Genomic DNA, 23,770 nt, shown 5'->3' with positions numbered 1-23,770 from the left:
GGGGAGCCCGCGGACTGCGCAAATCCCGCAGGCTTCGGGGAGCCCGCGGACTGCGCAAATCCCGCAGGCTTCGGGGAGCCCGCGGACTGCGGGCAGCCCGCAGGCCTCTGGAAGCTCAGAGGCCGGACCAGAACGCCACCAGCGCCGCCGCCGTCTCCTCGGGGCGTGCGGTGTTGGGGGAGTGCTCCGCGCCCGCGACCGTGGTGCGGCGGGCGCCCAGCCGGCCGGCCATCGAGGTGAGCAACTCGACCGGCCACACGTCGTCGCGCTCCCCGGAGATGACGTGGACGGGCAGGCCGGTCGCGGCCAGCTCGTCCACCCGGTCCGGCTCCACGGACAGCTGGTGTCCGGTGGCGATCAGCTGCGCGGGGTCGTTCATCAGCCACCGGCGGCGCAGATTCTCGCCGCCGCCGGTGTCCGCGTCCTCCGGCGGGTCCAGTGCCCGTATCGCGTCCCACACCTGTTCCATGGTCAGTGCGGCCAGCGCGTCGCCGAGCAGCTTCACCTTGTCCCGCTGCCCGGCGGAGACCTCGGCCGGTCCGGACGACATCAGCGTCAGCGAGCGGAAGGGCGCGGGGTCGAGGAGCACGGCCGCACGGGCGATCTGGCCGCCCAGCGAGTGGCCGAGCAGGTGCGTCGGCGTGCCGTCGGCAGTGCCGAGCGCCAGCGCCTGCGCGAGGACGTCCCGGGCCAACTCGCCCTGCGCATAGGTTTCCTGACGGCCCGTACCCCGACTCTCGTACTGCCCCCGGCCGTCCACGGCGACGGCTCGGAAACCCGCGGCGGTCAGCGGTTCGAGGAGGGCGACGAAGTCCTCCTTGCTCCCGGTGTAGCCGGGGAGCATCAGGACCGTGCCGCGCGTGCCGGCAGGCGGCACGGCGTCCAGGACGGCGAAGTCGCCGCGCGGGGTGCGCAGTGCGCGGGCACGGGCACAGGGGGGCGGGGTGAAGGTCGGCGGCCGGCTCATGGGACGAGGTTAGGGGGTCGCGGGGACGCGGGGCGTGCCGGGCGGGCGCGTGGGCCGGTGGACGGTGCGCCGGAAACGCCGGACGGCCCCGTCCCCCGGTGTGCGGGGAGCGGGGCCGTCCGTTCGTGCGGAGCCGTGAGCGTCAGCTCTCGGTCGACGCCGTCTCGGCGGTCGCCGGGCGGGTCGTGCGCCGGCGGCGGGTCCGGGCCGGAGCCTCGGCCGCTTCGCCCACCACGGCCTCGGCCTCGGCGACCACCGCGGTCTCCGGCTTGGCGACGGCGCGACGACGGCGCTTCGGCTTCTCCTCCGCGGCGTCGGCGGCCGGTGCGGCCACGGCCGCCTCGGGCTCGGCCTTCACGGCGGTCTTCGGCGCGGCGGCCTTGCGGGTCCGGGGCTTCGTCTCGGCCTTCGTCTCCGTGGCCGGCTTGGCGGCCGTACGGGGACGGCGGCGCGGGCGGCTCTCGGACTCGGGCTCCGAGGGCGGGGCGATCTGGAAGTCGACCTCGTCCTCGGCGGGCTTCACGACCCGGGGGCGGCGGCGCGGCTTCGTCTCGGCCTTGACCTCGGCGGCGGGCTCTGCGAAGCCCACGGCGACGGCCGCCACCGTCTGGAACTCCGGCTCGGCCGGAGCCGCGGCACGGGTACGGCGGCGACGGGCCGGCTTGGTGGCCTCGACGGCCACGGGAGCCTCCACGACGACCTCGGGCGCCTCGGCGGCCGGTGCGGGAGCCTCCACCACGGCGACGGCTGCCGCCTCGGCGGCGACGGCCTCCGCGACACCGACCCGGCCACGACGGCGGCGGCGCGGCGTGCGCGGCTCCGCCGCCCCGGCGGTCTGGCCGCTGTCCGGGGCCGGTACGGCCTCGGCGGCGGGTGCGGGCACCGTGGCGGCGCCCTCCTCCTGGCCGGTTCCGCCGCGGGTGCGGCGGCGCTGACGCGGGGTGCGCGCGGGGCGCTCCTCGCGGGCCTCACGGGCGGGAGCCGAGGAGGCGGGAGCCTTGCGGCCCCGGCCACCGGTCTCGCCGAGGTCTTCGAGCTCCTCCGCGCGCAGACCCGCACGGGTCCGCTCGGCCCGCGGCAGTATGCCCTTGGTGCCCTCGGGGATGCCGAGGTCCGAGAACAGGTGCGGCGAGGTGGAGTACGTCTCCGGGGGGTCCGGGAACTTCAGGTCCAGCGCCTTGTTGATCAGCTGCCAGCGCGGGATGTCGTCCCAGTCCACCAGCGTGACGGCGGTGCCCTTGGCGCCCGCGCGGCCGGTACGGCCGATGCGGTGCAGGTACGTCTTCTCGTCCTCGGGGGACTGGTAGTTGATGACGTGGGTCACACCCTCGACATCGATACCGCGCGCCGCGACGTCGGTGCAGACGAGGACGTCGACCTTGCCGTTGCGGAAGGCGCGCAGCGCCTGCTCACGGGCGCCCTGGCCGAGGTCGCCGTGGACCGCGCCGGAGGCGAAACCGCGCTTCTCCAGCTGCTCCGCGATGTCGGCGGCGGTGCGCTTGGTGCGGCAGAAGATCATCGCCAGTCCCCGGCCGTCGGCCTGGAGGATGCGCGAGACCATCTCGGGCTTGTCCATGTTGTGCGCCCGGTACACGAACTGGGTCGTGTTCTTGACCGTCGTGCCCTCGTCGTCGGGCGACGTGGCGTTGATGTGCGTGGGCTGCGACATGTAGCGGCGGGCGAGGCTGATCACGGCGCCGGGCATCGTCGCCGAGAAGAGCATCGTCTGGCGCTTCGGCGGCAGCATCGTGATGATGCGCTCGACGTCGGGCAGGAAGCCCAGGTCCAGCATCTCGTCGGCCTCGTCGAGGACGAGCGCACGGATGTGGGACAGGTCCAGCTTGCGCTGGCCCGCCAGGTCGAGCAGCCGGCCGGGGGTGCCGACGACCACGTCGACACCCTTCTTCAGCGCCTCGACCTGCGGCTCGTACGCCCGGCCGCCGTAGATGGCCTGGACGCGGACGTTACGGACCTTGCCCGCGGTCAGGAGGTCGTTGGTGACCTGCTGGCAGAGCTCACGGGTGGGGACGACGACGAGCGCCTGCGGCGCGTCGGTCAGCTTCTCGGGCGCGGCGCGGCCCGCCTCGACGTCGGCGGGGACGGTGACGCGCTCCAGCAGCGGCAGGCCGAAGCCCAGCGTCTTGCCGGTACCGGTCTTCGCCTGGCCGATGACGTCGCTGCCGGAGAGCGCGACGGGGAGCGTCATCTCCTGGATCGGGAAGGGGGACATGATGCCGACGGCTTCGAGGGCCTCGGCCGTCTCGGGGAGAATCCCGAGGTCGCGGAAGGTAGTCAGGGTGCTGCCTCTTCTGTGAGACGCGGACCGAGGCGAACGCTGGGGGTCGTACCGTGCCGGGGTTGGTCATCCGGCCCTCGGGGAGGGCGCGGGTGGCGCGGGACCACTGCCGTCGCTCGAGCGCTCGTGCCGCTGAGGGGGCCCCTCATCTGCGGTCGTACGGTGTGTACGACCCGCGTGGAGGGCTGTCGGGTCGGAGCCGATCGGGCCACCGACCGGGCATCCTCATTCAAGGTCGCGCCCCTGGCATACGAAAATGCTCAGTAGGCGCAATACCACTGTACCCCGGATTCGCGCATGTGTGTTGGGCGAATTCATCGGAACGGTGTGATCTCGGCGGTGGACCGGGCCCTTACCACCAGGGCCGTGCGGGCTATTGTGCGCTCCATGGAGACGCCTGACAACGCCGCTCGCACGCCCGACGAAGCCCCCGCACCCACCGGCATCGCCGCCGGAAGCTGGTCGACGGCATCGGTCGACCCGCAGTACCGCGCCGCCGTGGTGGATCTGCTGGGCGCCCTCGCGTACGGGGAACTGGCCGCCTTCGAGCGGCTCGCCGAGGACGCCAAACTCGCGCCGACCCTCGGCGACAAGGCGGAACTGGCGAAGATGGCCTCCGCGGAATTCCATCATTTCGAGCAGCTCACCGACCGCCTCTCGACGATCGGCGAGAACCCGACCGGGGCCATGGAGCCGTTCGCCAAGGCGCTGGACGACTTCCACCGCCAGACCGCCCCCTCCGACTGGCTGGAGGGCCTGGTCAAGGCGTACGTCGGCGACTCGATCGCCAGCGACTTCTACCGCGAGGTCGCCATCCGGCTCGACACGGACACCCGGGACCTGGTGCTCGCCGTCCTGGACGACACCGGCCACGGGAACTTCGCGGTGGAGAAGGTACGGGCCGCGATCGAGGCCGACCCCCGCGTCGGCGGCCGGCTCGCCCTCTGGGCCCGGCGGCTGATGGGCGAGGCGCTCTCGCAGGCCCAGCGGGTGGTCGCCGACCGCGACGCGCTCTCCACGATGCTGGTGGGCGGCGTGGCGGACGGCTTCGACCTTGCCGAGGTCGGCCGGATGTTCTCCCGGATCACCGAGGCGCACACCAAGCGGATGGCCGCCCTGGGCCTCGCGGCCTGAGCGGCCGCGGCCGGCCAGAGCGTGCGGCCTGAGCGGCCGCAGCCGGCCAGAGCGTGTCGCGAAAGTCCCGCCGGACCCGCCCGCCGGGCGGACGGCGCTACTTTCGCGACACGCTTCAGCGCGCGGCCGCCGAGCCGGTGATCCGGCTCCGGCGGCGCGGCCGGATCAGCAGCGACAGCGTCACCGCCCCGACCACCAGCGCACCGGCCACCGTGGCCGTGGCGTGCCCGGAGTAGAGCACACCGTCCGTCAGATACGCCCCGAACAGGGCTCCCAGAGCACCGGTGGGGTACACCGCACGGGCCGACGGGAGCCGGCCGGGCAGGACGCGGAGGGCGGCCCAGGACAGGGCGAGACCGACCACGGCGGAGCCGAAGGATTCCCAGATCACGGAGCATCACCTCGCGGAGTTCGTCGGTTCGTCCCCGCAGGCGCGGGGGCGACGTGCGGGCCTGGCGGCCCGGGGCCCTTCGCCCGGACGATCCGGGCGGAAGGCCTTCCGCCGTCCTACCCGTGACCTGCGTCACGCAACCCTGCCGTGACACGGGGGAAACCTTTCGGCGGAGCCTCGCGTTCCGCCGGGCGGGCCGGGTCCGGCGTACGGGACGGTGCGCCGGCCCCCGGACGTACGGAGCGGCCCGGCGGGAAATCCCGCCGGGCCGCTCCGTCGTGCCGCGCCTGGTGCCGCTTACAGCGCGCCGAACCCGACACGCCGGGCCGCCGGCTCGCCGATCTCGACGTACGCGATCCGGTCGGCCGGCACGAGGACCTTGCGGCCCTTGTCGTCCGTGAGGCTGAGCAGCTGCGCCTTGCCGCCGAGCGCCTCGGTGACCGCGCTCTCGACGTCCTCGGCGGAAAGCCCGCTCTCCAGAACGATCTCGCGGGGCGTGTGCTGCACCCCGATCTTGACCTCCACGGCTATGTCCCTCCGACGGTCAGTCCCTGCGCGGTAGCCGCGCCGTACGCAGCCACATTAGCCCGGTGGGCCGAGCGCTCAGGGCCCGACCGGCCACGCCCGCAGCGAACACGCCGGGTACCGCTATTCGGCCCCGTGCAGCGGGAAGCCCGCGATGCCGCGCCAGGCGAGCGAGGTGAGCAGCTGCACCGCCGTGTCGCGCGGGATGCCGGAGGGGCTGGAGAGCCAGTAGCGGGCCACCACCTGCGCGACCCCGCCGAGCCCGACGGCCAGCAGCATCGATTCGTCTTTGGACTGGCCGGTGTCGCCCGCGATGACGTCCGAGATCGCCTCGGCGCACTGGAGGGACACCCGGTCCACCCGCTCGCGCACGGCGGGCTCGTTGGTCAGGTCCGACTCGAAGACCAGGCGGAAGGCGCCGCCCTCGTCCTCCACGTACGCGAAATAGGCGTCCATGGTGGCCTCGACGCGCTGCTTGTTCTCCGTCGTCGACGCGAGCGCGGTGCGCACGGCCTGGAGCAGCGACTCGCAGTGCTGGTCGAGGAGGGCCAGGTACAGCTCCAGCTTCCCGGGGAAGTGCTGGTAGAGGACCGGCTTGCTGACGCCGGCCCGCTCGGCGATGTCGTCCATCGCGGCGGCGTGGTACCCCTGTGCGACGAAGACCTCCTGGGCGGCGCCCAGGAGCTGGTTGCGTCGGGCGCGGCGGGGCAGGCGAGTGCCCCGCGGGCGCGCTGCCTCTGTCTGCTCGATGGCGCTCACGCCGCCTCCCAAATGTGTGTTCCGACACGGTGTCCACTGCTGACCGCGCCGCATGGCCATCGTACTTTTGGGTAACCCGGGTGCGCGCGGCGCGGACGCAGAATTTCACGGACCGGACAACTCCGGTAGCCATGGACCGGGGTCGCAACCTCGTCCGGGCCGGGACGAAGCGGTCCTGACATGCACGTTTCGTCGGTAATCATCCAGGGCGGGGCGACTTTCGGTCATTTCCCGGACCCTCCCTCCCGGCGGGCGGGCGGTCGGGCCCGGTCCGCCCCGGCACCGGCCGCGGTGGCGGCCGGTGGGGCGCGGGCTCAGCGGTAGTCGTCCTCGTCCTCGACGACCACCTTGGTCTGCTCCGCGACGTCCGCCGCGTCGGCCTCCTCGTCGCCGGCCTCCGTCAGCGGGTCGTCGTCCTCCTGCCGGACCTCCGTACGCTGCTCCGCGGCGTCCGCGTCGGGGGCCTCCAGTCCCGGCGGGTCCGGCTGCTCGTTCTCGAACGTCTCCGGGTCGCTCGGGTCGACCGTCATGGTGACTCCCTTCCGTCCCTCATCCGAAGCCTATGAGCTTGACTCCTGCCCCGCGATGCGGCCTGTGACCGCGAACACATGAATCAGCGCGTGATCGTCTCGTAACATTGCCGCATGTCTTCGACCGAGCTGCCGGGTGTCCAGGCCGCCGCCGCGGCGGTCGCCCCCACGGTCAGTGCCGTGCACGTCGGGTCCGGGGAGAGTCTGCGCACCGTCCCCCTGGCCGGGCTGAGCCTGACCGTCCGTTCCCGGCCCGGCGTGCGCGCCGGGCTCCCTCCGGCGCTGTACGTCCACGGGCTGGGCGGGTCCTCGCAGAACTGGTCCGCCCTGATGCCGTTGCTGGCGGACGTGGTGGACGGCGAGGCGGTCGACCTGCCCGGCTTCGGCGACTCCCCGCCGCCGGACGACGGCGCCTACTCGGTGACCGCGCACGCCCGGGCGGTCATCCGGCTGCTCGACGCGCAGGCGCGCGGTCCGGTCCACCTCATCGGCAATTCGCTGGGCGGCGCGGTCTCCACCCGGGTCGCGGCCGTCCGCCCCGACCTGGTGCGCTCCCTCACCCTGATCTCGCCCGCCCTGCCCGAGATCCGCGTCCAGCGCCCGGCCGTACCGACCGGGCTGCTCGCGCTTCCCGGGGTCGCCGCGCTCTTCTCCCGGCTCAGCCGGGGCATGACCGCCGAGCAGCGCACCCGCGGGGTCATGGCACTCTGTTACGGCGATCCGTCGCGGATCACCGAGGAGGGGTTCCGCCAGGCGGTGGCCGAGATGGAACGGCGTTTGGAACTGCCGTACTTCTGGGACGCCATGGCCCGCTCCGCCCGCGGCATCGTCGACGCGTACACGCTCGGCGGGCAGCAGGGACTGTGGCGCCAGGCCGAGCGGGTGCTCGCGCCGACGCTCCTGGTGTACGGCGGACGGGACAAGCTCGTCTCGTACCGGATGGCGCGCAAGGCCTCCGGGGCGTTCCGCGACTCGCGCCTGCTGTCACTGCCCGAGGCCGGGCACGTGGCGATGATGGAGTACCCGGAGGCGGTCGCCCAGGCGATCCGGGAATTGGTGGACGACAACGACGGGAGCTGATCCGGGGCGTGGGACGACACAGCCGAAGGGGCGCCGGGGCCGAAGGCCCGGCGGGCGAAGCCGCACCGGCCCAGGCCGGTGCGCCGGGGGCGGGCTCCGGCAGTGGCCGCCGCAGGCGGGCGCCCGAACCGGCGCCCGCCGGACGCGACGGGCAGCGGCCGGCCGACGCGGCCGCGGACACCCCGTTCCAGGGCGTCCCGCAGGTGCGCGGCGGCCATCCCGAACAGCGTGAACCCGGTGGCGGCTGGGGCACGGGACCGCAGCCGCGCTACGGCCGCGGCGAGGCCCCGCAGTCCGGACGGCCCGCACAGTCCGTCGGCCCGGCCCGGCAGCAGACACGTTCGGGCGAATTCCCGCCCGGCCGGCGGCCGGAGGGCGCTGCGCATGCGGCGGTCGGCCGGTCGGTGTCCCGGCCCGCGCCCGGTGCCACGCCGCTGATACCTGGCCCCCGGCCCGAGTTCGTGGAGGCGTTCGACGCCCCGTCCGTAGGACTTCCGGTGCGGCCCGTCCCCTCGCGGGTGTCCGCGCCCACCGAGGGGCCCGCGGCCGGGGACCGGCGCGACGACGAACCGGACGGCGGCCCGGACGGCGGCGCCGGAGACGGCGCGGGCGACGGCACCGAAGGCACCCCGGGCACGGGCGGCCGGGGCGGCAAGGGGCGGACGTTCACCGGTATCGCGGCGGCCGCGGTGACCACCGTGCTCGCCGTGATCGTGGCCGGACAGGTGGCCCGGGGGCCCGGCGGAGACGGCTCCCCGCAGGCGTCCGACACCCGGGGGAGCGGCCAGGGAGCCTCGCGCTCCGACACCCGCCCGACCCCCGGGACGGCCAAGTCCGCACCGCTCAAGGCCATGTCGTACGAGGAGAAGATGGCCACGCCCTACCCCCTCGCCGCCGACCTGGCGGGCGGCGGGAAGTTCGAGGTCGTCCCGGGCGCGGCGAAGGCGCCCGGCACCGGGCACAAGTACCGTTACCGGATCGACGTGGAGGCGGGACTCGGCCTCGACCAGGGTCTCTTCGCCGAAGCCGTGCAGAAGACCCTCAACGACGACCGCAGTTGGGCGCACCACGGGGACATGACGTTCGAGCGGATCTCCACGGGCACGCCCGACTTCGTCATCACCCTGGCGAGCCCCGGCACCACCGGAGTCTGGTGCGAGAAGTCCGGTCTGGACACCACCGAGGACAACGTCTCCTGCGACTCCGCGGCCACCGAGCGCGTCATGATCAACGCCTACCGGTGGGCCCAGGGTTCGGTCACCTTCGGCCCCGACAAGCTCCTGCCCTACCGGCAGATGCTCATCAACCACGAGGTCGGGCACCGGCTCGGACACAACCACGTGAGCTGCCGGACCCCGGGAACGCTCGCGCCCGTGATGCAGCAGCAGACGAAATCACTCGACATCGACGGCATCAAGTGCAAGCCCAACCCGTGGGTGTACCCGGTCAGTTGATTCAGCTTGTCCATATATTGGTACGACCGTCTCATTTCGCATTGACATGCCGATGAGCGGTCGTTCATATTTCTCCGCATGTCACGCATTCTGATCACCTCCGAGAGCGCCGCCCTGGAGCGCGCGCTCATCGGCGTGACCAGGCACTGCGTCGCCGACATTCTCTGTCGCTGACCCCTGCCCGGTCGTGCTCCGGCCGTCGTCCGCAGCCCCGAAGGGCATCCGGCACGGCGCTCCGGCCCACGTCCCCGGCACCCACCGGCCCGCAGGCGCGGCCCCTTCCGGCGGATGACCCGGGCCCGGTTCCTCCGGGCCCGGGCCCGGGTCCGCTTCCTCCGGGACCTGGCCCGATTCCCGACGCGCCGGGCGGCCGGGCGGACCTCCTTCCCCCAGGCCCTCGCGCGACGCGTACGGGCCCCCGGTGAAGCACCCGCGCTTCCGCGGCCCCCCGTGCTCCGGCGCCATCTCCCGACCGGCCGCCTTCCATCGCTTTCTCCTGCTTTCTCCTGCTTTCTTCAGCTCGCCGATCCGGCCGAGCGGTACCGAGAGGTCCTCTTCCGATGCGTCAACCGTCCGTCATATCCCGCCGCGTCGCAGCGGCCGTCGTGGTTCTCGTCGTGGGCTCGTCCGTCGCGGCCTGCGGCCCGAAGGAGAGCGGGAGCGACGCCGGTTCCGGTGCCTCCTCGGCCGCTCCCGCCAAGGGCGGCACCCTCAGCGTCCTCAACCGCGCCCCCCAGACGAACTTCGACCCGGCGCGTCTCTACACCTCCGGCGGCGGCGCCGTCCCCTCGCTGGTCTTCCGCACCCTCACCACCCGCAACCGCGAGGCCGGTGCCGCCGGCGCGGAGGTGGTCCCCGACCTGGCGACCGACCTGGGCACGCCCAGCGAGAACGCCACCGTGTGGACGTACACGCTCAAGGACGGGCTGAAGTACGAGGACGGCACCGCGATCACCAGCGCGGACGTCAAGTACGGCATCGAGCGCTCCTTCGCCGCCGAACTCTCCGGCGGCGCGCCCTACCTGCGCGACTGGCTGATCGGCGGCGCCGACTACGCGGGGCCGTACAAGGACAAGAAGGGCCTCGCGTCGATCGAGACGCCCGACGACCGGACCATCGTCTTCCACCTGAACAAGCCGGAGGGCGAGTTCCCCTACCTGGCGACGCAGACCCAGACCACACCGGTGCCGCAGGCCAAGGACACCGGCGCGACCTACGAGAACCACCCCGTCTCCTCGGGGCCGTACAAGGTCGTCTCCAACGAGGGCGACGGCGAGCACCTCGTCCTGGAGCGCAACCCCTACTGGTCCGAGAAGACCGACTCCGAGCGCAAGGCCTACCCGGACAAGATCGACGTCCGCTCCGGTCTGGACCCGGCCGTCGTCAACCAGCGCCTCTCCGCCTCGCGCGGGGCCGACGCCGCCGCCGTCACCACCGACACCAACCTGGGGCCGGCCGAGCTCGCCAAGGTCACCGGCGACAAGGCCCTCGCCGCCCGCGTCGGCGAAGGCCACTTCGGCTACACCAACTACATCGCCTTCAACCCGAAGGTGAAGCCGTTCGACAACCCGAAGGTGCGCCAGGCGATCTCGTACGCCGTCAACCGCACCTCCGTCATCAACGCGGCCGGCGGCTCCTCGCTCGCCGAGCCCGCCACCACCTTCCTGCCCGAGCAGAAGTCGTTCGGGTACACGCCGTACGACGCCTTCCCCTCCGGTGACACGGGCGACGCGGCCAAGGCCAAGGCGCTGCTGAAGGAGGCCGGTTACCCGAACGGGCTGACCGTCACCCTCACGCACGACAACGAGAAGAACTTCGCCACCAGCCCCGAGGTCGCCACCGCGATCCAGGAAGCCCTGAAGAAGGCCGGGATCACGGTCAAGCTCCAGGGCCTGGAGGACAACGCCTACTCGGAGACCGCGTACAACGTGAAGACCGAGCCCGGCTTCTTCCTCGCCGGCTGGGGCGCCGACTGGCCCTCGGGCGGCCCCTTCCTCGCGCCGATCTTCGACGGCCGCCAGATCGTCGAGGACGGCTACAACTTCAACACCGGCCGCCTGAACGACGCCTCGGTCAACAAGGAGATCGACGAGATCAACCAGCTGACCGACCTCGGCGCCGCCGCCGCGCGCTGGGGCGCCCTGGACAAGAAGATCGGCGAGCAGGCACTGACCGTGCCGCTCTTCCACCCGGTCTACCAGCGCCTCTACGGCGCGGACGTGAAGAACGTCGTCATCAGCGACTGGACCGGCGTCCTCGACATCGCCCTGGTCTCGGTCAAGTAGCCATGAGCGAAGCTCTGCTGGTCACGGAGGCGGGGACCGACACGGCCCCCGCCTCCGGGGCGCTCCCGTTCTGGCGCCGGCTCCGCGCCCGGCGCTCCGCACTCGTGGCGGCCGTCGTCGTCACGCTGCTCGCCCTCACCGCCCTGGCCGCCCCGCTGCTCGCGGCGGCCGAGGGCCAGGACCCCAACGCCTTCCACGCCGACCTGGTGGACTCCGCGACCGGCGGCGTCCCCCTCGGCTCCTTCGGCGGGATCAGCGCCGACCACTGGCTCGGCGTCGAACCCCTCACCGGACGCGACCTGTTCGCCCGCGTCGTCTACGGCGCCCGCGTCTCGCTCGGTGTGGCACTCGCCGCCACCCTGGTCCAGGCCGCCATCGGCGTCACCCTCGGCATGGCGGCCGGACTCGGCAACCGCCTCGTCGACCAGGTGATCAGCCGTGCCACCGACGTCGTCGTCGCCCTCCCCGTCATGGTCACCGCACTCGGCGCGCTCGCCGTGGTCCCCGCGGGCTTTCCCCGTCCCGTGCTGATCGCGGGCATGGTCGGGCTCGTCGGCTGGGCCCACCTCTCCAAGGTCGTACGCGCCCAGACCCTCGCCCTCAAACAGGCCGACCACGTCTCCGCCGCCCGGCTCAGCGGCTGGAGCGGCGCGCGGATCGCCCGGCGCGAACTGCTGCCCGGCCTCGCCGCACCCGTCATCACCTACGCCGTGCTGCTCTTCCCCGGCAACATCGTCATGGAGGCCGCGCTCTCCTTCCTCGGCGTCGGCATCAAGCCGCCCACGCCGTCCTGGGGACAGATGCTCAGCGACGCGGACACCTGGTACCAGGCCGCGCCCACCTACCTGCTCGTCCCCGCCCTGCTCCTCTTCGTCACCGTGCTGGCGCTGACGGTGCTGGGCGAGGGGGTACGCAACGCCCTCGACCCCCGGGTCGCCTCGCGGCTGCGGGTCGGCACCGGAACCAAGAAGGAGGCCGGCGCATGACCCGCTTCCTGCTGCGGCGTCTCGGCGGAGCGCTCCTCGTGCTCCTCGCCCTCAGCGTCCTCGTGTACGCCGTCTTCTACGTCGCCCCGGGCGACGTCGCGCAGATCGCCTGCGGCCCGCGCTGCTCGCCCGCCCAGGTCGCCCAGGTCACCGCGCAACTCCGGCTAGACGACCCGGTGTACGTGCAGTACGCCCACTTCGTCCAGTCACTCTTCACCGGCCACGACTACTCGACCGGCACCGGCACCGAGCACTGCCCGGCACCCTGCCTCGGCCGTTCCTACCGGGACGACGAGCAGGTCATGCGGCTGATCCTCGGCAAGCTCCCCGCCACCGCCTCGCTCGCCGCCGGCGCCTTCGTGCTCTGGATCCTCGTCGGAGTCGGCACCGGGCTGCTCTCGGTGTGGCGGCGCGGCCGGGCGACCGAGCGGATCCTCACCGGGGTGACGCTGGCGGGCATGGCCACGCCCGTGTTCGTACTGGGCCTGATGCTGATCATCGTCTGCTGCTCGACGCTGCAGATCCTCCCGTTCCCCGTCTACGTCCCGCTGACCGACGACCCCGAACAGTGGTTCTGGAACCTGCTGCTGCCCTGGGTCTCGCTGGCCCTCGTCTCCGCCGCCCCGTACGCCCGGATGACCCGCGCGGCGATGCTGGAGACCCTCGCCGAGGACCATGTGCGCACCTTCCGCGCCTACGGGGTGAGCGAACGGCGGATCGTCGTCCGGCACGCCCTGCGCGGAGCGCTCGCACCCGTGATCGCACTCGGCGCGGTGGACATCGGCACGATGTTCGGCGGCGCCGTGCTCACGGAGTCGCTCTTCAACATCCCCGGCGTGGGCCGGGAACTCGTCGACGCCGTCCAGACCGTCGATCTCCCCGTCGTCGTCGGACTGGTGCTCGTCACCGGATTCTTCGTCGTCCTCGCCAACGTCGTCGCGGACATCCTGCACGCGGCGGCCGACCGTCGGGTGGTGCTGTCATGAGCTTGGTCGATGTATCCGGTCTGACCATCGACTTCGGCGGCGTGCGCGCCGTCGACGACCTCTCCTTCACCCTGGAGAAGGGCGCCGCCCTCGGGGTCGTCGGGGAGTCCGGCTCCGGCAAGAGCGCCTCCGCGTACGCCCTGCTCGGCCTCCACCGGGGGACCGGGGCGGCCGTGGGCGGCTCGGTCACCGTGGCCGGGGTCGACGTACAGGCCGCGGACGACGCGGGACTGCGGGCGCTGCGCGGAGCCAAGGCCGCCATGGTGTTCCAGGACCCGCTCTCCTCGCTCGACCCCTACTACGCCGTCGGCGACCAGATCGCCGAGGTGTACCGGGTGCACCACCGGGTGTCCCGGCGCGCCGCCCGGGCCCGCGCGGTGGACGTCCTCGGCCGGGTCGGCATCCCGGACCCGGTACGCCGCTCGCGCTCCCGGCCGCACGAGTTCTCCGGCGGCATGCGGCAGCGGGTGCTCATCGCCATGGCGCTGGCCTGCGAGCCGGAACTGCTCATCGCCGACGAACCGACCACCGCCCTGGACGTCACCGTGCAGGCGCAGGTCCTCGACCTGCTCCACGACCTCCGCCGGGAGACCGGCATGGGACTGCTGCTCGTCACCCACGACGTCGGGGTCGCCGCCTCGACCGTCGACGACATCCTGGTGATGCGGGGCGGCCGGGACGTCGAACGCGGTCCGGTCGCCGAGGTGCTGGGCGCTCCCCGGCACCCGTACACCCGCGCGCTCCTGTCGGCCGTTCCCCGCGTCGACGCGCCGCGCGGCCCACGCGTTCCCGCGGCCCCCCGGGCCGGGGCCGCCGACGAGGGGGCCGCCGTCCCCGGGGCCGCCGACGAGGGGGAGCCGCTGCTCGAAGCGCTGGGCCTGCGGTGCGAGTTCGGCCGGGGCCGCGACCGGGTCACGGCCGTCGACGGAGTCTCGCTCACCCTCCGGGCCGGCGAGACGCTCGGCATCGTCGGTGAGAGCGGGAGCGGCAAGACCACCCTCGGGCGCATGCTGGTACGTCTTCTCGACCCGACCGACGGCCGGCTCCGCTACGCGGGCGCGGAGATCGGCGCGCTGTCGGCGAGGGAACTGCTCCCGCACCGGCGCGAGCTCCAGATGATCTTCCAGGACCCGGTCGCCTCCCTCAACCCGAGGCGCTCGGTGGGCGAGTCCGTCGCCGATCCGCTGCGCGCGGCCGGCGAGCGCGACGACACCCGCATCCGGCTGAGGGTCGGCGAACTCCTGGAGCGCGTGGGGCTGGACGCGGCCCGGTACGACAGCTACCCGCACGAGTTCAGCGGCGGGCAGCGCCAGCGGGTCGGGATCGCCCGCGCGCTCGCCGCCGAACCCCGGATCATCGTCTGCGACGAGCCCGTCTCCGCGCTCGACGTCACCACCCAGGCCCAGGTCGTCGCGCTCCTCGCGGAACTCCAGCGGGAACTCGGCATCGGCCTCGTCTTCATCGCCCACGACCTCGCCGTGGTCCGGCAGGTCAGCGACCGGGTCGCGGTCATGCGCCACGGACGGATCGTCGAACAGGGTGCCGTCGAGGAGGTGTACGGCTCTCCCCGGGACCCGTACACCCGGCAGCTCCTGGCAGCCGTGCCCGCTCTCGACCCGGGGGTGGCGGCGGCCCGGCGGGCCGCGCGCAAGGAGCTCACCGCGGCCTGACAGGGCGTGCGGCGGAGGCGCCCCGAGGGGTGTTTCGCGGCGAAACGCACAAAGAGCGGGAAAGTTACGCCGGTTCACCCCTTCTGGTGGCGTGACGGACAACCGTCCGTCGCGCCACCGGCGTATCCGCTTACGGTCGTCCCGACGCTGGTCACCGGCCAACGGTGGCCGCCCACATGGGAGATCGGGGGTGTACTCGTGCGTATCGGCCTGCTCACCGACGGCGGTTATCCGTATGCGGACGGTGAGTCCAGACTGTGGTGCGACCGCTTGGTTCGTGGTCTGCCCCAGCACGAGTTCGACCTCTACGCGCTGAGCCGCTCCGCCCACCAGGAGAAGCTCGGCTGGGTCAGCCTGCCGCCCCAGGTGGGGCAGGTGCGTACCGCGCCGCTGTGGACCACGCGGCCCGGCACTCCGGACGCGAGTGCGCGTCAGGACGAACGGGGCGGTCGCCTCAGCCGGTTCGTGACGGGCAGCGGGGGCGCCTACGGGCGCCGCGAGCGCCGGCGCTTCACGGCGCATCTGACGGCGCTCGCCACGGCGGTCGGCGCCTCCGGTGCCGGTGCGCCGGTGTCCGCCGGGTGCGACGCGCCGGGCGGGGCCGGGCGGGCGGCGGAAGGGCCGGCCGAGGTTTTCGGCGACGCTCTCTACGGACTCGCCGAACTGGCCCGGGAGCACGGCGGACTGCCCGCCGCACTCCGTTCCGAGACGGCCCTGCGCGTGCTGGAATCCGCCTGCCGCGCCCGTGGCACCGGCCGTACCGTGCAGCGCGCCACCGTCACCGACCACCTGGCCTTCGCCGCCGAACTCGCCCGTCTGCTGCTGCCGCTCTCCCTCGACTGGTACACCGCCGAGGCGCTCGGCGGCGTGGACGTCTGCCACGCGGCCTCCGGTGGCACCGCCGCCCTCCCCGGGCTGCTGGCCAAACGCTTCTTCGGTGTTCCCCTCCTGGTCACCGAGCACGGACTGCCGCTCCGCACGCACTACCTCTCCGCCTCGGACGCGCCGTTCGGTGCGCCGGTACGCGCCCTGCTCGCCAACTTCCACGCGCTCCTGGCGGCCGAGGTCTACCGCCAGGCCGCCGTCGTGACCCCCGGCAACACCCACGTACGCCGCTGGCAGCAGCGCTGCGGTGCGGACGCCGCGAAGCTGCGCACGGTGTACCCGGGCATGGAGACCGGGCGCTTCCCGCAGGTGGGGGAGGGGGACGGTGCCGGTCCGGACACCCTGGTGTGGGTGGGCCGGGTCGAGCCCGCCAAGGACCTCGTCGCCCTGCTGCACGCCTTCGCCGAGGTGCACCGGGCCGAACCCGGGGCCCGGCTGCGGATCTTCGGCGCCCCCGCCGAGGGTGCCGAAGGCGCCGCGTACCTCGCGCACTGCCGCGCCCTGGCGGAGCTGCTCTTCCCCGGGACCCTTGTCGGGGACGGGGACGGGGACGGGGACGGGGACAGGGCCGGAGACGAGGCCGGGGACGGGAACGGGGGCGGAGACGCGCGGGGGGCGGGGAAGCCCGGGGCCGGAGGACCCGGGGGCGTGGTGCGCCCGGTCACCTTCGAGGAGATCGGCGGGGCTTCCGGAGCGGACGATCTCGCCGGGGCGTACGCGGCGGGCGGGGTCGTCGTGCTGTCCAGCGTCGTCGAGGGCTTCCCGATCAGCCTGGTGGAAGCGATGTTCTGCGGCCGGGCCACTGTTTCGACGGACGTGGGCGCGGTGACAGAGGTCATCGGCGGCACCGGCCTCGTGGTCCCCCCGCGCGACACCCCGGCGCTCGCGGACGCCTGCCTGGCGCTGCTGCGCGACCCGGAGCGCCGTGCGCGCCTGGGTGCGGCGGCACGGGAGCGCGCCCTCGAACTCTTCACCGTGGAGCAGAACCTCGCCGCCTTCCGCGCGCTCTACGAGGAGCTGACCACGGGCCACCCGCCGCACCCGACGGGCACCGCGCCCGCCACCGGCCGCCCGGCGGCCGGGAGCGCACGGAGCGGCGGAACACCGGACGCCTCGGCGCCCCGCCCCTTCGCTGTCCCACCCGAGGAGTACGTACGCCACGGCCGCCCCCGTACCGAACCAGCGGGGCGACGGCCCGTCAGGGCCGCCGCCGGGCGGACCACGTCCTGGGCGGTGGCACCCGAGAAGGTCGGCGCCGCCGCGGCTGCCGGAGCGGGTGACGGCGATGCGTGACCCCCTCGACCACCTGTCCGCCCCGGGCAACGAACCGTACGGAGGAATCCTCATGGGCCGCGCGCCCGAAGCCCTCGACGTGCCGAACGGTCCCTCGCCCGCCCCCGCGTCGTCACCCGCCCCGGCGGCCGAGCGCGCTCCGGAGGAGAGCGCGGAGGCGGAACACGCGGAGCCGGCAGGCACCGCGGCCACGGACACCGCGCCCACGGACACCGCACCGACCGTCCCCATCGCGACCGTCCCCGTGCCGAACGGCCTCGCGCCGGCCATCCCCGACCCGAGGGCCGTCCCCACGCCGGCCGACCCCGTGCGCGCCCTGCTCCACCGCCACCGCGAGCTCTGCGAGCGCGCCGTCGACCCGCTGGAGATCGCCGCCGGTCTGGAGGCGCACGGGCTCACCGACCGGGCTGCCGCCCGCTACCGCCACCGGGACGTCTTCTCGCTGGCCGAGGAGCTCTACGCCCGGGTACCCCGGCCCGCCACCGGCCCGGTCCGGGCGGTGGCCGACCGGCGGACCGGGCACGATCCCGACCACCGTGCCGCCTGGACGCTGCACGCGCTGCTGCCCGGGGCCGCCTGCCTCGCCACCGTGGGGGCGCTCCGGGTGACGGAGGGGGCGCTCGGCACCGGAGCACGCAACGTCCTGACGGCTGCCGGCGTCCTGCTGGTCTTCCTCGCGCTGCGGTCCGCCCTGGCCACCGGCCCGCTGCACGCCCCGGCGGGCTCCGGCCGGACCGCCCGCTACACCTGCTGGCTCCTCGGCTACGCGGTGTACGGGGAGGAGCTGCTCGCCCAGGTCCTCAGCGGGGGCCCGGACGGCCACTGGCCCGGCACCCCGGCCCCGCTCCTCGGCCTCTCCCTCGCCGTGGTCCCGGCCGCCTGGTGCGCCCACCTCTTCGCGGTGCACGCCCGGCGCAAACTCGGCGGCAGCCGGGCGCTCGAGGAGTTCGGCGCGGGGGTGCGACCGGTGCTGCTGACGAGCGTCGCCCTCTTCCTCGCCGCCCTGCCGCCGCTCATGCTCCTCGCCGGCCTCGGGTACGGCGGACACGGCGTCCCGCTCTCGGCCTACGCCCTCGGACTGCTGCTCTTCCTGGCCAGGCTGGAGACGGCGCACGGCCTTCCGGTCCCCGCCGTCACCGCGCTGGCCGCCGCCTGCGCGGTCGAGGCGGTGGCCCCGCTCCTCGTGCTGAGCGGCCGGCTGCCCGGCCTCGGCCTCCTGGCCCGGCCCGTCGACCTGCTGGTGATGGCGGGCGGTACCGGCGCCGTGCCCGCCCTGGCCTGCGGCGGCGGGGCGCTCGGGCTGCTGGCGCACGCAGCCGTGGCGCTCTCCCGAGCCTCCGCCCACCACCGGCACTGACCCCCGCGCGCCGGCACCGGGCCCACCGGCCCCGGGCACCGAGTGCCGCGCGCACCGGCCGCGAGGGCCCCGCAGCCGGACCGTGCCCGGTCCGGCCGACGACCGCACCACCTCGTACCACCGCGCACCCACCACCCCCGTTCCACCGCGCACCGACCACCCCGTACCACCGCGCCCCACCCCGTACTTCCCACCGCCCGCGGAGCCGACGCCGCGGGAGATCCGTACCGCACACGCCTTTCCCATCAAGGAGAAACCGGACATGACCCGCCGACCCGCCGCACCGGCCACTCGCCGCCGGCACCCAGGGAGTGCACGATGAGGGTTCTGCTGCTCGGCGCCAACGGATTCCTCGGCCGCTTCGTCGCGGACCGCCTGCTGGCCGACCCGGCCGTCCATCTCACGGCCCTCGGCCGGGGCGACGACGCCGACGTACGGTTCGACCTCGCGGGCGGCAGCCCCGGGGCGCTCACCCGCTTCCTGGACGCCGTCCACCCCGGGGTCGTCGTCAACTGCGCAGGGGCCACCCGGGGCCAGGCCCGCGAACTGACCCGGCACAACACCGTCGCCGTCGCCACCGTCTGCGAGGCACTGCGCCGCAGCGGCTGCGGGGCGCGACTCGTCCAGGTCGGCTGCGCCTCGGAGTACGGGCCCTCGCAGCCCGGGTCCTCCACCGCCGAGGACGCCGTGCCGCGCCCCGGCGGCCCGTACGGCGTCAGCAAGCTGGCCGCCACCGAACTCGTCCTCGGCTCCGGGCTCGACGCCGTCGTGCTGCGGGTCTTCTCGCCGGTCGGCCCCGGCACCCCGGCCGGCTCCCCGCTCGGCCGGCTCGCCGAGGCCATGCGCCGCGCGATGCAGTCCGGCGACGGCGAGCTGAAGCTCAGCGGGCTCGGCGTCCAGCGCGACTTCGTGGACGTACGGGACGTGGCGCGGGCCGTGCACGCCGCCTCGCTCTCCGCCGCCCAGGGCGTCGTCAACATCGGTACCGGCCGCGCCGTCCGGCTGCGCGACGCCGCCGCGGTGCTCGCCCGGGTCTCCGGGTTCGCCGGTGTGCTCCACGAGCTGGAGGTGCCGCCCGGCCGCCTCCCGATCGGTGCCCAGCGCACCTCCGCCGAATCGGTGATGGAGCACCTCGCGGCCACCCCGTCGCCCTATCCGGACGGCTGCGGCGCCTGGCAGCAGGCCGATGTGCGCACCGCCCGGGACCGACTGGGCTGGCGCCCCCGGATCAACCTGGAGGAGTCCCTCGCCGATATCTGGATGGAGGCGGCGTGCCGCATCTGACCGGCACGGGAACGGCCCGCCGGGCGAGCGGCAATGAGCAGATGGGTTTCGGTGTGCCTGGATACGCTCACCCGTTGCTCGCTCCGACGGAGTGGGCGGAACTCACCCGGCCCGGCACACCGTTGCACTGGGCGGTCCTCAACATCGCGGACGGGCCGGGCACCCGGCCCGACCCGCACTGCCTGGAAGCGGCGGGAAAGCTGCACATCGCCCGGGAGCGCGCCCTGCAGGGGTGCGCTCCCGGCGCCGCCGCCACGGGCGGCCGGCTGCTCGGCCATCTCGATCTCGTCCACGGGGCACGGCCGTTCGGCGATCTCGTCGTCGACGCCAAGCGGTTCCTGGACTGGTACCGGGTCGGCGGCTTCTACCTCGGCCGCTGCCCCACCGAGCGGGCCGGCCTCCCGGCGGTCCGCCGGCTCACCGTCACCCTGCGCGAACTGGTCGCGCAGAGCGAGGTCGACCGCGGTGCCCCGGCGGGTGACGGCGGGCGGATCGTGCTGGGGCTCGGCACCCATCCGTACCCCGGTTACGCCGAGGCCGCCGACCAACTCGTCACCTTCCGGGGGTGCTGGCCCGACTACCGCTGGTCGCAGGTGGCCCAGTGGACGGCCGAGTACCCGCCCGAGCGGTTCGCGCACTTCGTCCACGGCGTCCCGCGCACCCACCTGGACGAGGCGATGCGCATCGCGCGGTGGCAGGGCGCCGGCACGATCTTCTTCACCGACCGGGATGGACGTAACCGACAAACCGATCCATTCGCGGCGCTGCCCGGTTACTGGGACGAAATCGTCTCGCGGATCGGACCGGGTATCTCGGAATGAGTGGGGGCGTGGCAGTGTTACCGGGAGAACAACCGTACGTAACTGAAGTACGTAGAAACCGACCACCTGCATTGTTGAGGTTCCTGTGTCGCTGCCACCCTTGGTCGAGCCGGCTGCCGAGCTCACCGTCGATGAGGTCCGCAGGTACTCCCGCCACCTGATCATCCCGGATGTCGGGATGGACGGACAGAAGCGGCTGAAGAACGCGAAGGTGCTCTGTGTCGGCGCCGGCGGCCTCGGCTCGCCCGCCCTGATGTACCTGGCCGCCGCTGGTGTCGGCACGCTCGGCATCGTGGAGTTCGACGAGGTCGACGAGTCGAACCTGCAGCGCCAGATCATCCACAGCCAGGCCGACATCGGCCGCTCCAAGGCCGAATCGGCCAAGGACTCCGTGCTGGGCATCAACCCGTACGTGAACGTGATCCTGCACGAGGAGCGGCTCGAAGCCGAGAACGTGCTGGAGATCTTCGCCCAGTACGACCTGATCGTGGACGGCACGGACAACTTCGCCACCCGCTATCTCGTCAACGACGCCGCCGTACTGCTGAACAAGCCGTACGTCTGGGGCTCCATCTACCGGTTCGACGGACAGGCGTCCGTGTTCTGGTCCGAGCACGGCCCCTGCTACCGCTGCCTCTACCCGGAGCCGCCCCCGCCGGGCATGGTTCCCTCCTGCGCCGAGGGCGGGGTGCTGGGCGTGCTCTGCGCGTCCATCGGCTCCATCCAGGTCACCGAGGCCATCAAGCTGCTCGCCGGTGTCGGCGACCCGCTCGTCGGCCGTCTGATGATCTACGACGCGCTGGAGATGCAGTACCGCCAGGTCAAGGTGCGCAAGGACCCCGACTGCGCGGTCTGCGGCGAGAACCCGACCGTCACCGAGCTCATCGACTACGAGGCCTTCTGCGGCGTCGTGTCCGAGGAGGCCCAGGAGGCGGCGCTCGGCTCCACGATCACTCCCAAGCAGCTCAAGGAGTGGATCGACGCCGACGAGAAGATCGAGATCATCGACGTCCGCGAGCCGAACGAGTACGAGATCGTCTCGATCCCGGGTGCCAAGCTGATCCCGAAGAACGAGTTCCTGATGGGCAACGCCCTCCAGGGCCTGCCGCAGGACAAGCGCATCGTCCTGCACTGCAAGACCGGTGTCCGCAGCGCCGAGGTCCTCGCGGTCCTCAAGTCGGCGGGCTTCGCCGACGCGGTGCACGTGGGCGGCGGCGTCATCGGCTGGGTCAACCAGATCGAGCCGTCGAAGCCGGTGTACTAGACCCGCGCGCCGAGGAGGGGCCGTGCCACGATCACACCGTGGCACGGCCCCTCCTCGCGTACCCGGACCCGTGTCCGTACCGCGTCAGGACGAGCAGACCGAGCCGTCCGCCGGAACCGTCCCGTCCAGGAAGTAGGCGTCCGTCTTCGCGGTCACGCAGGTGCCGTTGCCGTAGGAGCCGTGACCCTCGCCCTTGTTGGTGAGCATCACGCCGACGCCCTCGCCGAGCTCCTCCGCCATCCGCTTCGCGCCCTCGTACGGGGTCGCCGGGTCGCCGGTCGTCCCGATCACCAGGACCGGCGCCGCGCCCGGGGCGCTCGCCTCCGGGGTGGCGTGCTCCCCGGCCACCGGCCAGCCGGCGCACCAGCCGGCGGTGTCCCAGGCGAGGAACGGGCCGAAGACCGGCGAGAGCTTCCGGAACTCCGGCAGCAGCGCCCGGGCCTCGTCGGCGGTCGGCCGTGCGGTGCTGTCCGCGCAGGAGATGGCCCGCTGGGACTGCGACATCGTGTCGTAATGCCCGTTCTCGTCACGGCCGTTGTACGAATCGGCCAGCGCGAGCAGTGTGTTGCCGGTGCCGTTGTTCTCCGCCTCGTCGAGCGCCTGCGTCAGCGTCGGCCAGTTGCTCTGGGCGTAGAGGGGAGCGACGATGCCGGTGACGGCGAGCGACTCGCTGAGCATGCGGCCGGAGTCGGTCGGCAGCGGGTCCTTGTCCAGCTTCGCGAGCAGCCGGGCGATGCGCGCGCTCCCCGCCTCCGGGTCCTCGCCCCGGTCCTTCAGGTAGTTCTCCAGTGCGCGCTGGAAGCCGGTCGCCTGGTTCCGGGCGTGCCCGAGTGTGTCCGCCGTGGGGTCCACGACCGCGTCCAGCACCACCCGGCCGACGTTCTCCGGGAAGAGGTGGGCGTACGTACCGCCCAGCTCCGTGCCGTACGACATGCCGAAGTAGTACAGCTTCCGGTCGCCGAGCACCTGGCGGATCAGGTCCATGTCGCGGGCCGTGTTGGTGGTCGTCAGGTACGGCAGGACCTTGCCCGAGCCCTTCTCGCAGCCGGCGCCCATGTCCGCGCCGTCCTTCAGGAAGGCCGCCTCCTCCGCCGGCGTGTCCGGGGTCATGTCGACGCGTTTCAGGGCCGCTTCGGTCGCGCCGTCGCTCCGGCAGTCCACCCCCTCGCTGGCGGCCACCCCGCGCGGGTCGAAACTCACCAGGTCGTAACGGGCGTTGAGCTTCCCGTACGAGGTCGCGGCCTGGGGCAGGATGCTCACCCCGGAGCCGCCCGGGCCGCCGAAGTTGAAGAGCAGCGAGCCGATCCGCCGCCCGGTGGAGGTCGCCTGACGCTTGATCAGAGCGATGCCGATCGTCTCCCCGTCCGGCTTCCCGTAGTCCAGCGGCACCTGGACGGTGGCGCACCGCCAGCGACTGCCGGGGGCCTCACCGCCCTCGGGGGCCTCGCACTTCGTCCAGTCGGCCTTCTGCGAGGTGAGCGCGGTCGGCAGTGCGGTGGTGGCGGGTGCGGGCGTGGCGGTCGCGGAGGCGGCCGGAGTCCCCGCCGTCGCGCTGCCCTTGTCCGAGGGGGCGGCCTCCGTGGAGCCGTCGCAGCCCGCGAGCGCGACCGCGGTGAGCAGCGCCGCCCCGGTCAGAGCCGTGACGCGGCGAGCGCGTGGGTGCATGTACATGGTGTCGTCGTCCTCCCCGGTGCCCGGAGCGGCGGACCGCCCCGGCACGACATGTGTGCCGCCACGGTAGTGGGGACGCGGACACCGTCCGCCGCCGGGAGCCGTACGCGCACGCACTTCCGGCGGCGCACG

Annotated in this window: 20 protein-coding genes; 13 read left to right on the top strand and 7 right to left on the bottom strand. The window is 73.5% G+C overall.

Translation table 11 applies throughout. From position 1 onward, the window contains the following. Positions 1 to 115: 115 nt before the first annotated feature. Both ACWCSV_RS18050 and ACWCSV_RS18045 read right to left on the bottom strand, forming a co-directional pair. Positions 116 to 967, bottom strand: coding sequence for an alpha/beta fold hydrolase (locus ACWCSV_RS18050; RefSeq protein ID WP_451143244.1), 852 nt, complete (start codon positions 965 to 967; stop codon positions 116 to 118). Between the two features lie 142 nt (positions 968 to 1,109). Then, positions 1,110 to 3,197 carry a DEAD/DEAH box helicase gene (locus tag ACWCSV_RS18045; protein ID WP_451143242.1) on the bottom strand — a complete coding sequence of 696 codons (2,088 nt, stop codon included), beginning with the start codon at positions 3,195 to 3,197 and terminating at the stop codon, positions 1,110 to 1,112. Positions 3,198 to 3,650: 453 nt separating this feature from the next. Here ACWCSV_RS18045 and ACWCSV_RS18040 point away from each other — a divergent pair, with 453 nt between their 5' ends. Then, positions 3,651 to 4,397 (top strand): ferritin-like fold-containing protein, encoded by a 747-nt coding sequence (locus ACWCSV_RS18040; RefSeq protein ID WP_390963425.1) that lies wholly within the window; start codon positions 3,651 to 3,653, stop codon positions 4,395 to 4,397. Positions 4,398 to 4,512: 115 nt separating this feature from the next. On the opposite strand, the gene ACWCSV_RS18035 is transcribed toward ACWCSV_RS18040, so the two are convergent. The 4 genes from ACWCSV_RS18035 to ACWCSV_RS18020 form a co-directional block, all read right to left on the bottom strand. Further along, positions 4,513 to 4,788, bottom strand: a complete 276-nt coding sequence (locus ACWCSV_RS18035) for a hypothetical protein (RefSeq protein WP_451143240.1) — start codon at positions 4,786 to 4,788, stop codon at positions 4,513 to 4,515. A 297-nt stretch (positions 4,789 to 5,085) separates the two neighbouring features. Continuing rightward, positions 5,086 to 5,313 (bottom strand): DUF3107 domain-containing protein, encoded by a 228-nt coding sequence (locus tag ACWCSV_RS18030; protein WP_386894763.1) that lies wholly within the window; start codon positions 5,311 to 5,313, stop codon positions 5,086 to 5,088. A 123-nt stretch (positions 5,314 to 5,436) separates the two neighbouring features. After that, positions 5,437 to 6,072: a TetR/AcrR family transcriptional regulator gene (locus ACWCSV_RS18025; RefSeq protein WP_327177847.1), complete on the bottom strand. Its 636-nt coding sequence runs from the start codon at positions 6,070 to 6,072 to the stop codon at positions 5,437 to 5,439. Between the two features lie 314 nt (positions 6,073 to 6,386). Then, positions 6,387 to 6,602, bottom strand: a complete 216-nt coding sequence (locus ACWCSV_RS18020) for a hypothetical protein (protein ID WP_451143238.1) — start codon at positions 6,600 to 6,602, stop codon at positions 6,387 to 6,389. Between the two features lie 114 nt (positions 6,603 to 6,716). Between ACWCSV_RS18020 and ACWCSV_RS18015 the strand changes: the two genes are divergently transcribed. From ACWCSV_RS18015 to moeZ, 12 genes are all read left to right on the top strand, one after another. Further along, a complete protein-coding gene (locus ACWCSV_RS18015; protein WP_451143236.1) occupies positions 6,717 to 7,682 on the top strand; it encodes an alpha/beta fold hydrolase in 966 nt (321 codons plus the stop codon). 8 nt (positions 7,683 to 7,690) lie between these two features. Then, on the top strand, positions 7,691 to 9,136 hold the full coding sequence (locus tag ACWCSV_RS18010; RefSeq protein ID WP_451143234.1) for a DUF3152 domain-containing protein: 1,446 nt from the start codon (positions 7,691 to 7,693) through the stop codon (positions 9,134 to 9,136). A 78-nt stretch (positions 9,137 to 9,214) separates the two neighbouring features. After that, complete coding sequence (locus ACWCSV_RS18005) at positions 9,215 to 9,310, top strand: Ms4533A family Cys-rich leader peptide (RefSeq protein WP_327177851.1); 96 nt, start codon at positions 9,215 to 9,217, stop codon at positions 9,308 to 9,310. Between the two features lie 386 nt (positions 9,311 to 9,696). Then, entirely contained in the window at positions 9,697 to 11,421 is a 1,725-nt protein-coding gene (locus tag ACWCSV_RS18000) for an ABC transporter substrate-binding protein (RefSeq protein ID WP_451143232.1), read from the top strand. A 2-nt stretch (positions 11,422 to 11,423) separates the two neighbouring features. Beyond that, entirely contained in the window at positions 11,424 to 12,407 is a 984-nt protein-coding gene (locus ACWCSV_RS17995; RefSeq protein ID WP_451143230.1) for an ABC transporter permease, read from the top strand. Further along, positions 12,404 to 13,393: an ABC transporter permease gene (locus ACWCSV_RS17990; protein WP_451143228.1), complete on the top strand. Its 990-nt coding sequence runs from the start codon at positions 12,404 to 12,406 to the stop codon at positions 13,391 to 13,393. The genes ACWCSV_RS17995 and ACWCSV_RS17990 overlap by 4 nt, the downstream gene beginning before the upstream one ends. After that, the gene (locus ACWCSV_RS17985; protein ID WP_451143226.1) at positions 13,390 to 15,063 is read left to right on the top strand and encodes a dipeptide ABC transporter ATP-binding protein; all 1,674 of its coding nucleotides are present in this window, start codon (positions 13,390 to 13,392) and stop codon (positions 15,061 to 15,063) included. Before ACWCSV_RS17990 ends, ACWCSV_RS17985 begins: the two co-directional genes overlap by 4 nt. Before the next feature lie 198 nt (positions 15,064 to 15,261). Then, positions 15,262 to 17,241 (top strand): DUF3492 domain-containing protein, encoded by a 1,980-nt coding sequence (locus ACWCSV_RS17980; protein WP_451143224.1) that lies wholly within the window; start codon positions 15,262 to 15,264, stop codon positions 17,239 to 17,241. Further along, entirely contained in the window at positions 17,234 to 18,598 is a 1,365-nt protein-coding gene (locus tag ACWCSV_RS17975; protein ID WP_451143222.1) for a hypothetical protein, read from the top strand. Before ACWCSV_RS17980 ends, ACWCSV_RS17975 begins: the two co-directional genes overlap by 8 nt. Before the next feature lie 318 nt (positions 18,599 to 18,916). Then, complete coding sequence (locus ACWCSV_RS17970) at positions 18,917 to 19,882, top strand: NAD-dependent epimerase/dehydratase family protein (RefSeq protein WP_328719545.1); 966 nt, start codon at positions 18,917 to 18,919, stop codon at positions 19,880 to 19,882. Then, positions 19,870 to 20,703: a spherulation-specific family 4 protein gene (locus ACWCSV_RS17965; RefSeq protein WP_451143220.1), complete on the top strand. Its 834-nt coding sequence runs from the start codon at positions 19,870 to 19,872 to the stop codon at positions 20,701 to 20,703. The genes ACWCSV_RS17970 and ACWCSV_RS17965 overlap by 13 nt, the downstream gene beginning before the upstream one ends. Before the next feature lie 85 nt (positions 20,704 to 20,788). Beyond that, entirely contained in the window at positions 20,789 to 21,967 is a 1,179-nt protein-coding gene (gene moeZ, locus ACWCSV_RS17960) for an adenylyltransferase/sulfurtransferase MoeZ (RefSeq protein ID WP_327177860.1), read from the top strand. An 84-nt stretch (positions 21,968 to 22,051) separates the two neighbouring features. Here the strand turns inward: moeZ and ACWCSV_RS17955 are convergent, their stop codons facing one another. Continuing rightward, positions 22,052 to 23,638, bottom strand: a complete 1,587-nt coding sequence (locus tag ACWCSV_RS17955; RefSeq protein ID WP_451143218.1) for an alpha/beta hydrolase — start codon at positions 23,636 to 23,638, stop codon at positions 22,052 to 22,054. Between the last annotated feature and the right edge of the window lie 132 nt (positions 23,639 to 23,770).

This window comes from Streptomyces sp. NPDC001770 (assembly GCF_053596135.1).
Note: the sequence above shows the minus strand (reverse complement) of the source record. Positions and strands in the feature narration are given on the sequence as shown.

Coding starts and splice junctions, on each gene's coding strand:
- ACWCSV_RS18050 (WP_451143244.1), bottom strand. CDS start 967: ATGAGCCGGCCGCCGACCTTCACCCCGCCCCCCTGTGCCCGTGCCCGC.
- ACWCSV_RS18045 (WP_451143242.1), bottom strand. CDS start 3,197: ATGTCCCCCTTCCCGATCCAGGAGATGACGCTCCCCGTCGCGCTCTCC.
- ACWCSV_RS18040 (WP_390963425.1), top strand. CDS start 3,651: ATGGAGACGCCTGACAACGCCGCTCGCACGCCCGACGAAGCCCCCGCA.
- ACWCSV_RS18020 (WP_451143238.1), bottom strand. CDS start 6,602: ATGACGGTCGACCCGAGCGACCCGGAGACGTTCGAGAACGAGCAGCCG.
- ACWCSV_RS18015 (WP_451143236.1), top strand. CDS start 6,717: ATGTCTTCGACCGAGCTGCCGGGTGTCCAGGCCGCCGCCGCGGCGGTC.
- ACWCSV_RS18005 (WP_327177851.1), top strand. CDS start 9,215: ATGTCACGCATTCTGATCACCTCCGAGAGCGCCGCCCTGGAGCGCGCG.
- ACWCSV_RS18000 (WP_451143232.1), top strand. CDS start 9,697: ATGCGTCAACCGTCCGTCATATCCCGCCGCGTCGCAGCGGCCGTCGTG.
- ACWCSV_RS17995 (WP_451143230.1), top strand. CDS start 11,424: ATGAGCGAAGCTCTGCTGGTCACGGAGGCGGGGACCGACACGGCCCCC.
- ACWCSV_RS17990 (WP_451143228.1), top strand. CDS start 12,404: ATGACCCGCTTCCTGCTGCGGCGTCTCGGCGGAGCGCTCCTCGTGCTC.
- ACWCSV_RS17985 (WP_451143226.1), top strand. CDS start 13,390: ATGAGCTTGGTCGATGTATCCGGTCTGACCATCGACTTCGGCGGCGTG.
- ACWCSV_RS17975 (WP_451143222.1), top strand. CDS start 17,234: ATGCGTGACCCCCTCGACCACCTGTCCGCCCCGGGCAACGAACCGTAC.
- ACWCSV_RS17970 (WP_328719545.1), top strand. CDS start 18,917: ATGAGGGTTCTGCTGCTCGGCGCCAACGGATTCCTCGGCCGCTTCGTC.
- ACWCSV_RS17955 (WP_451143218.1), bottom strand. CDS start 23,638: ATGTACATGCACCCACGCGCTCGCCGCGTCACGGCTCTGACCGGGGCG.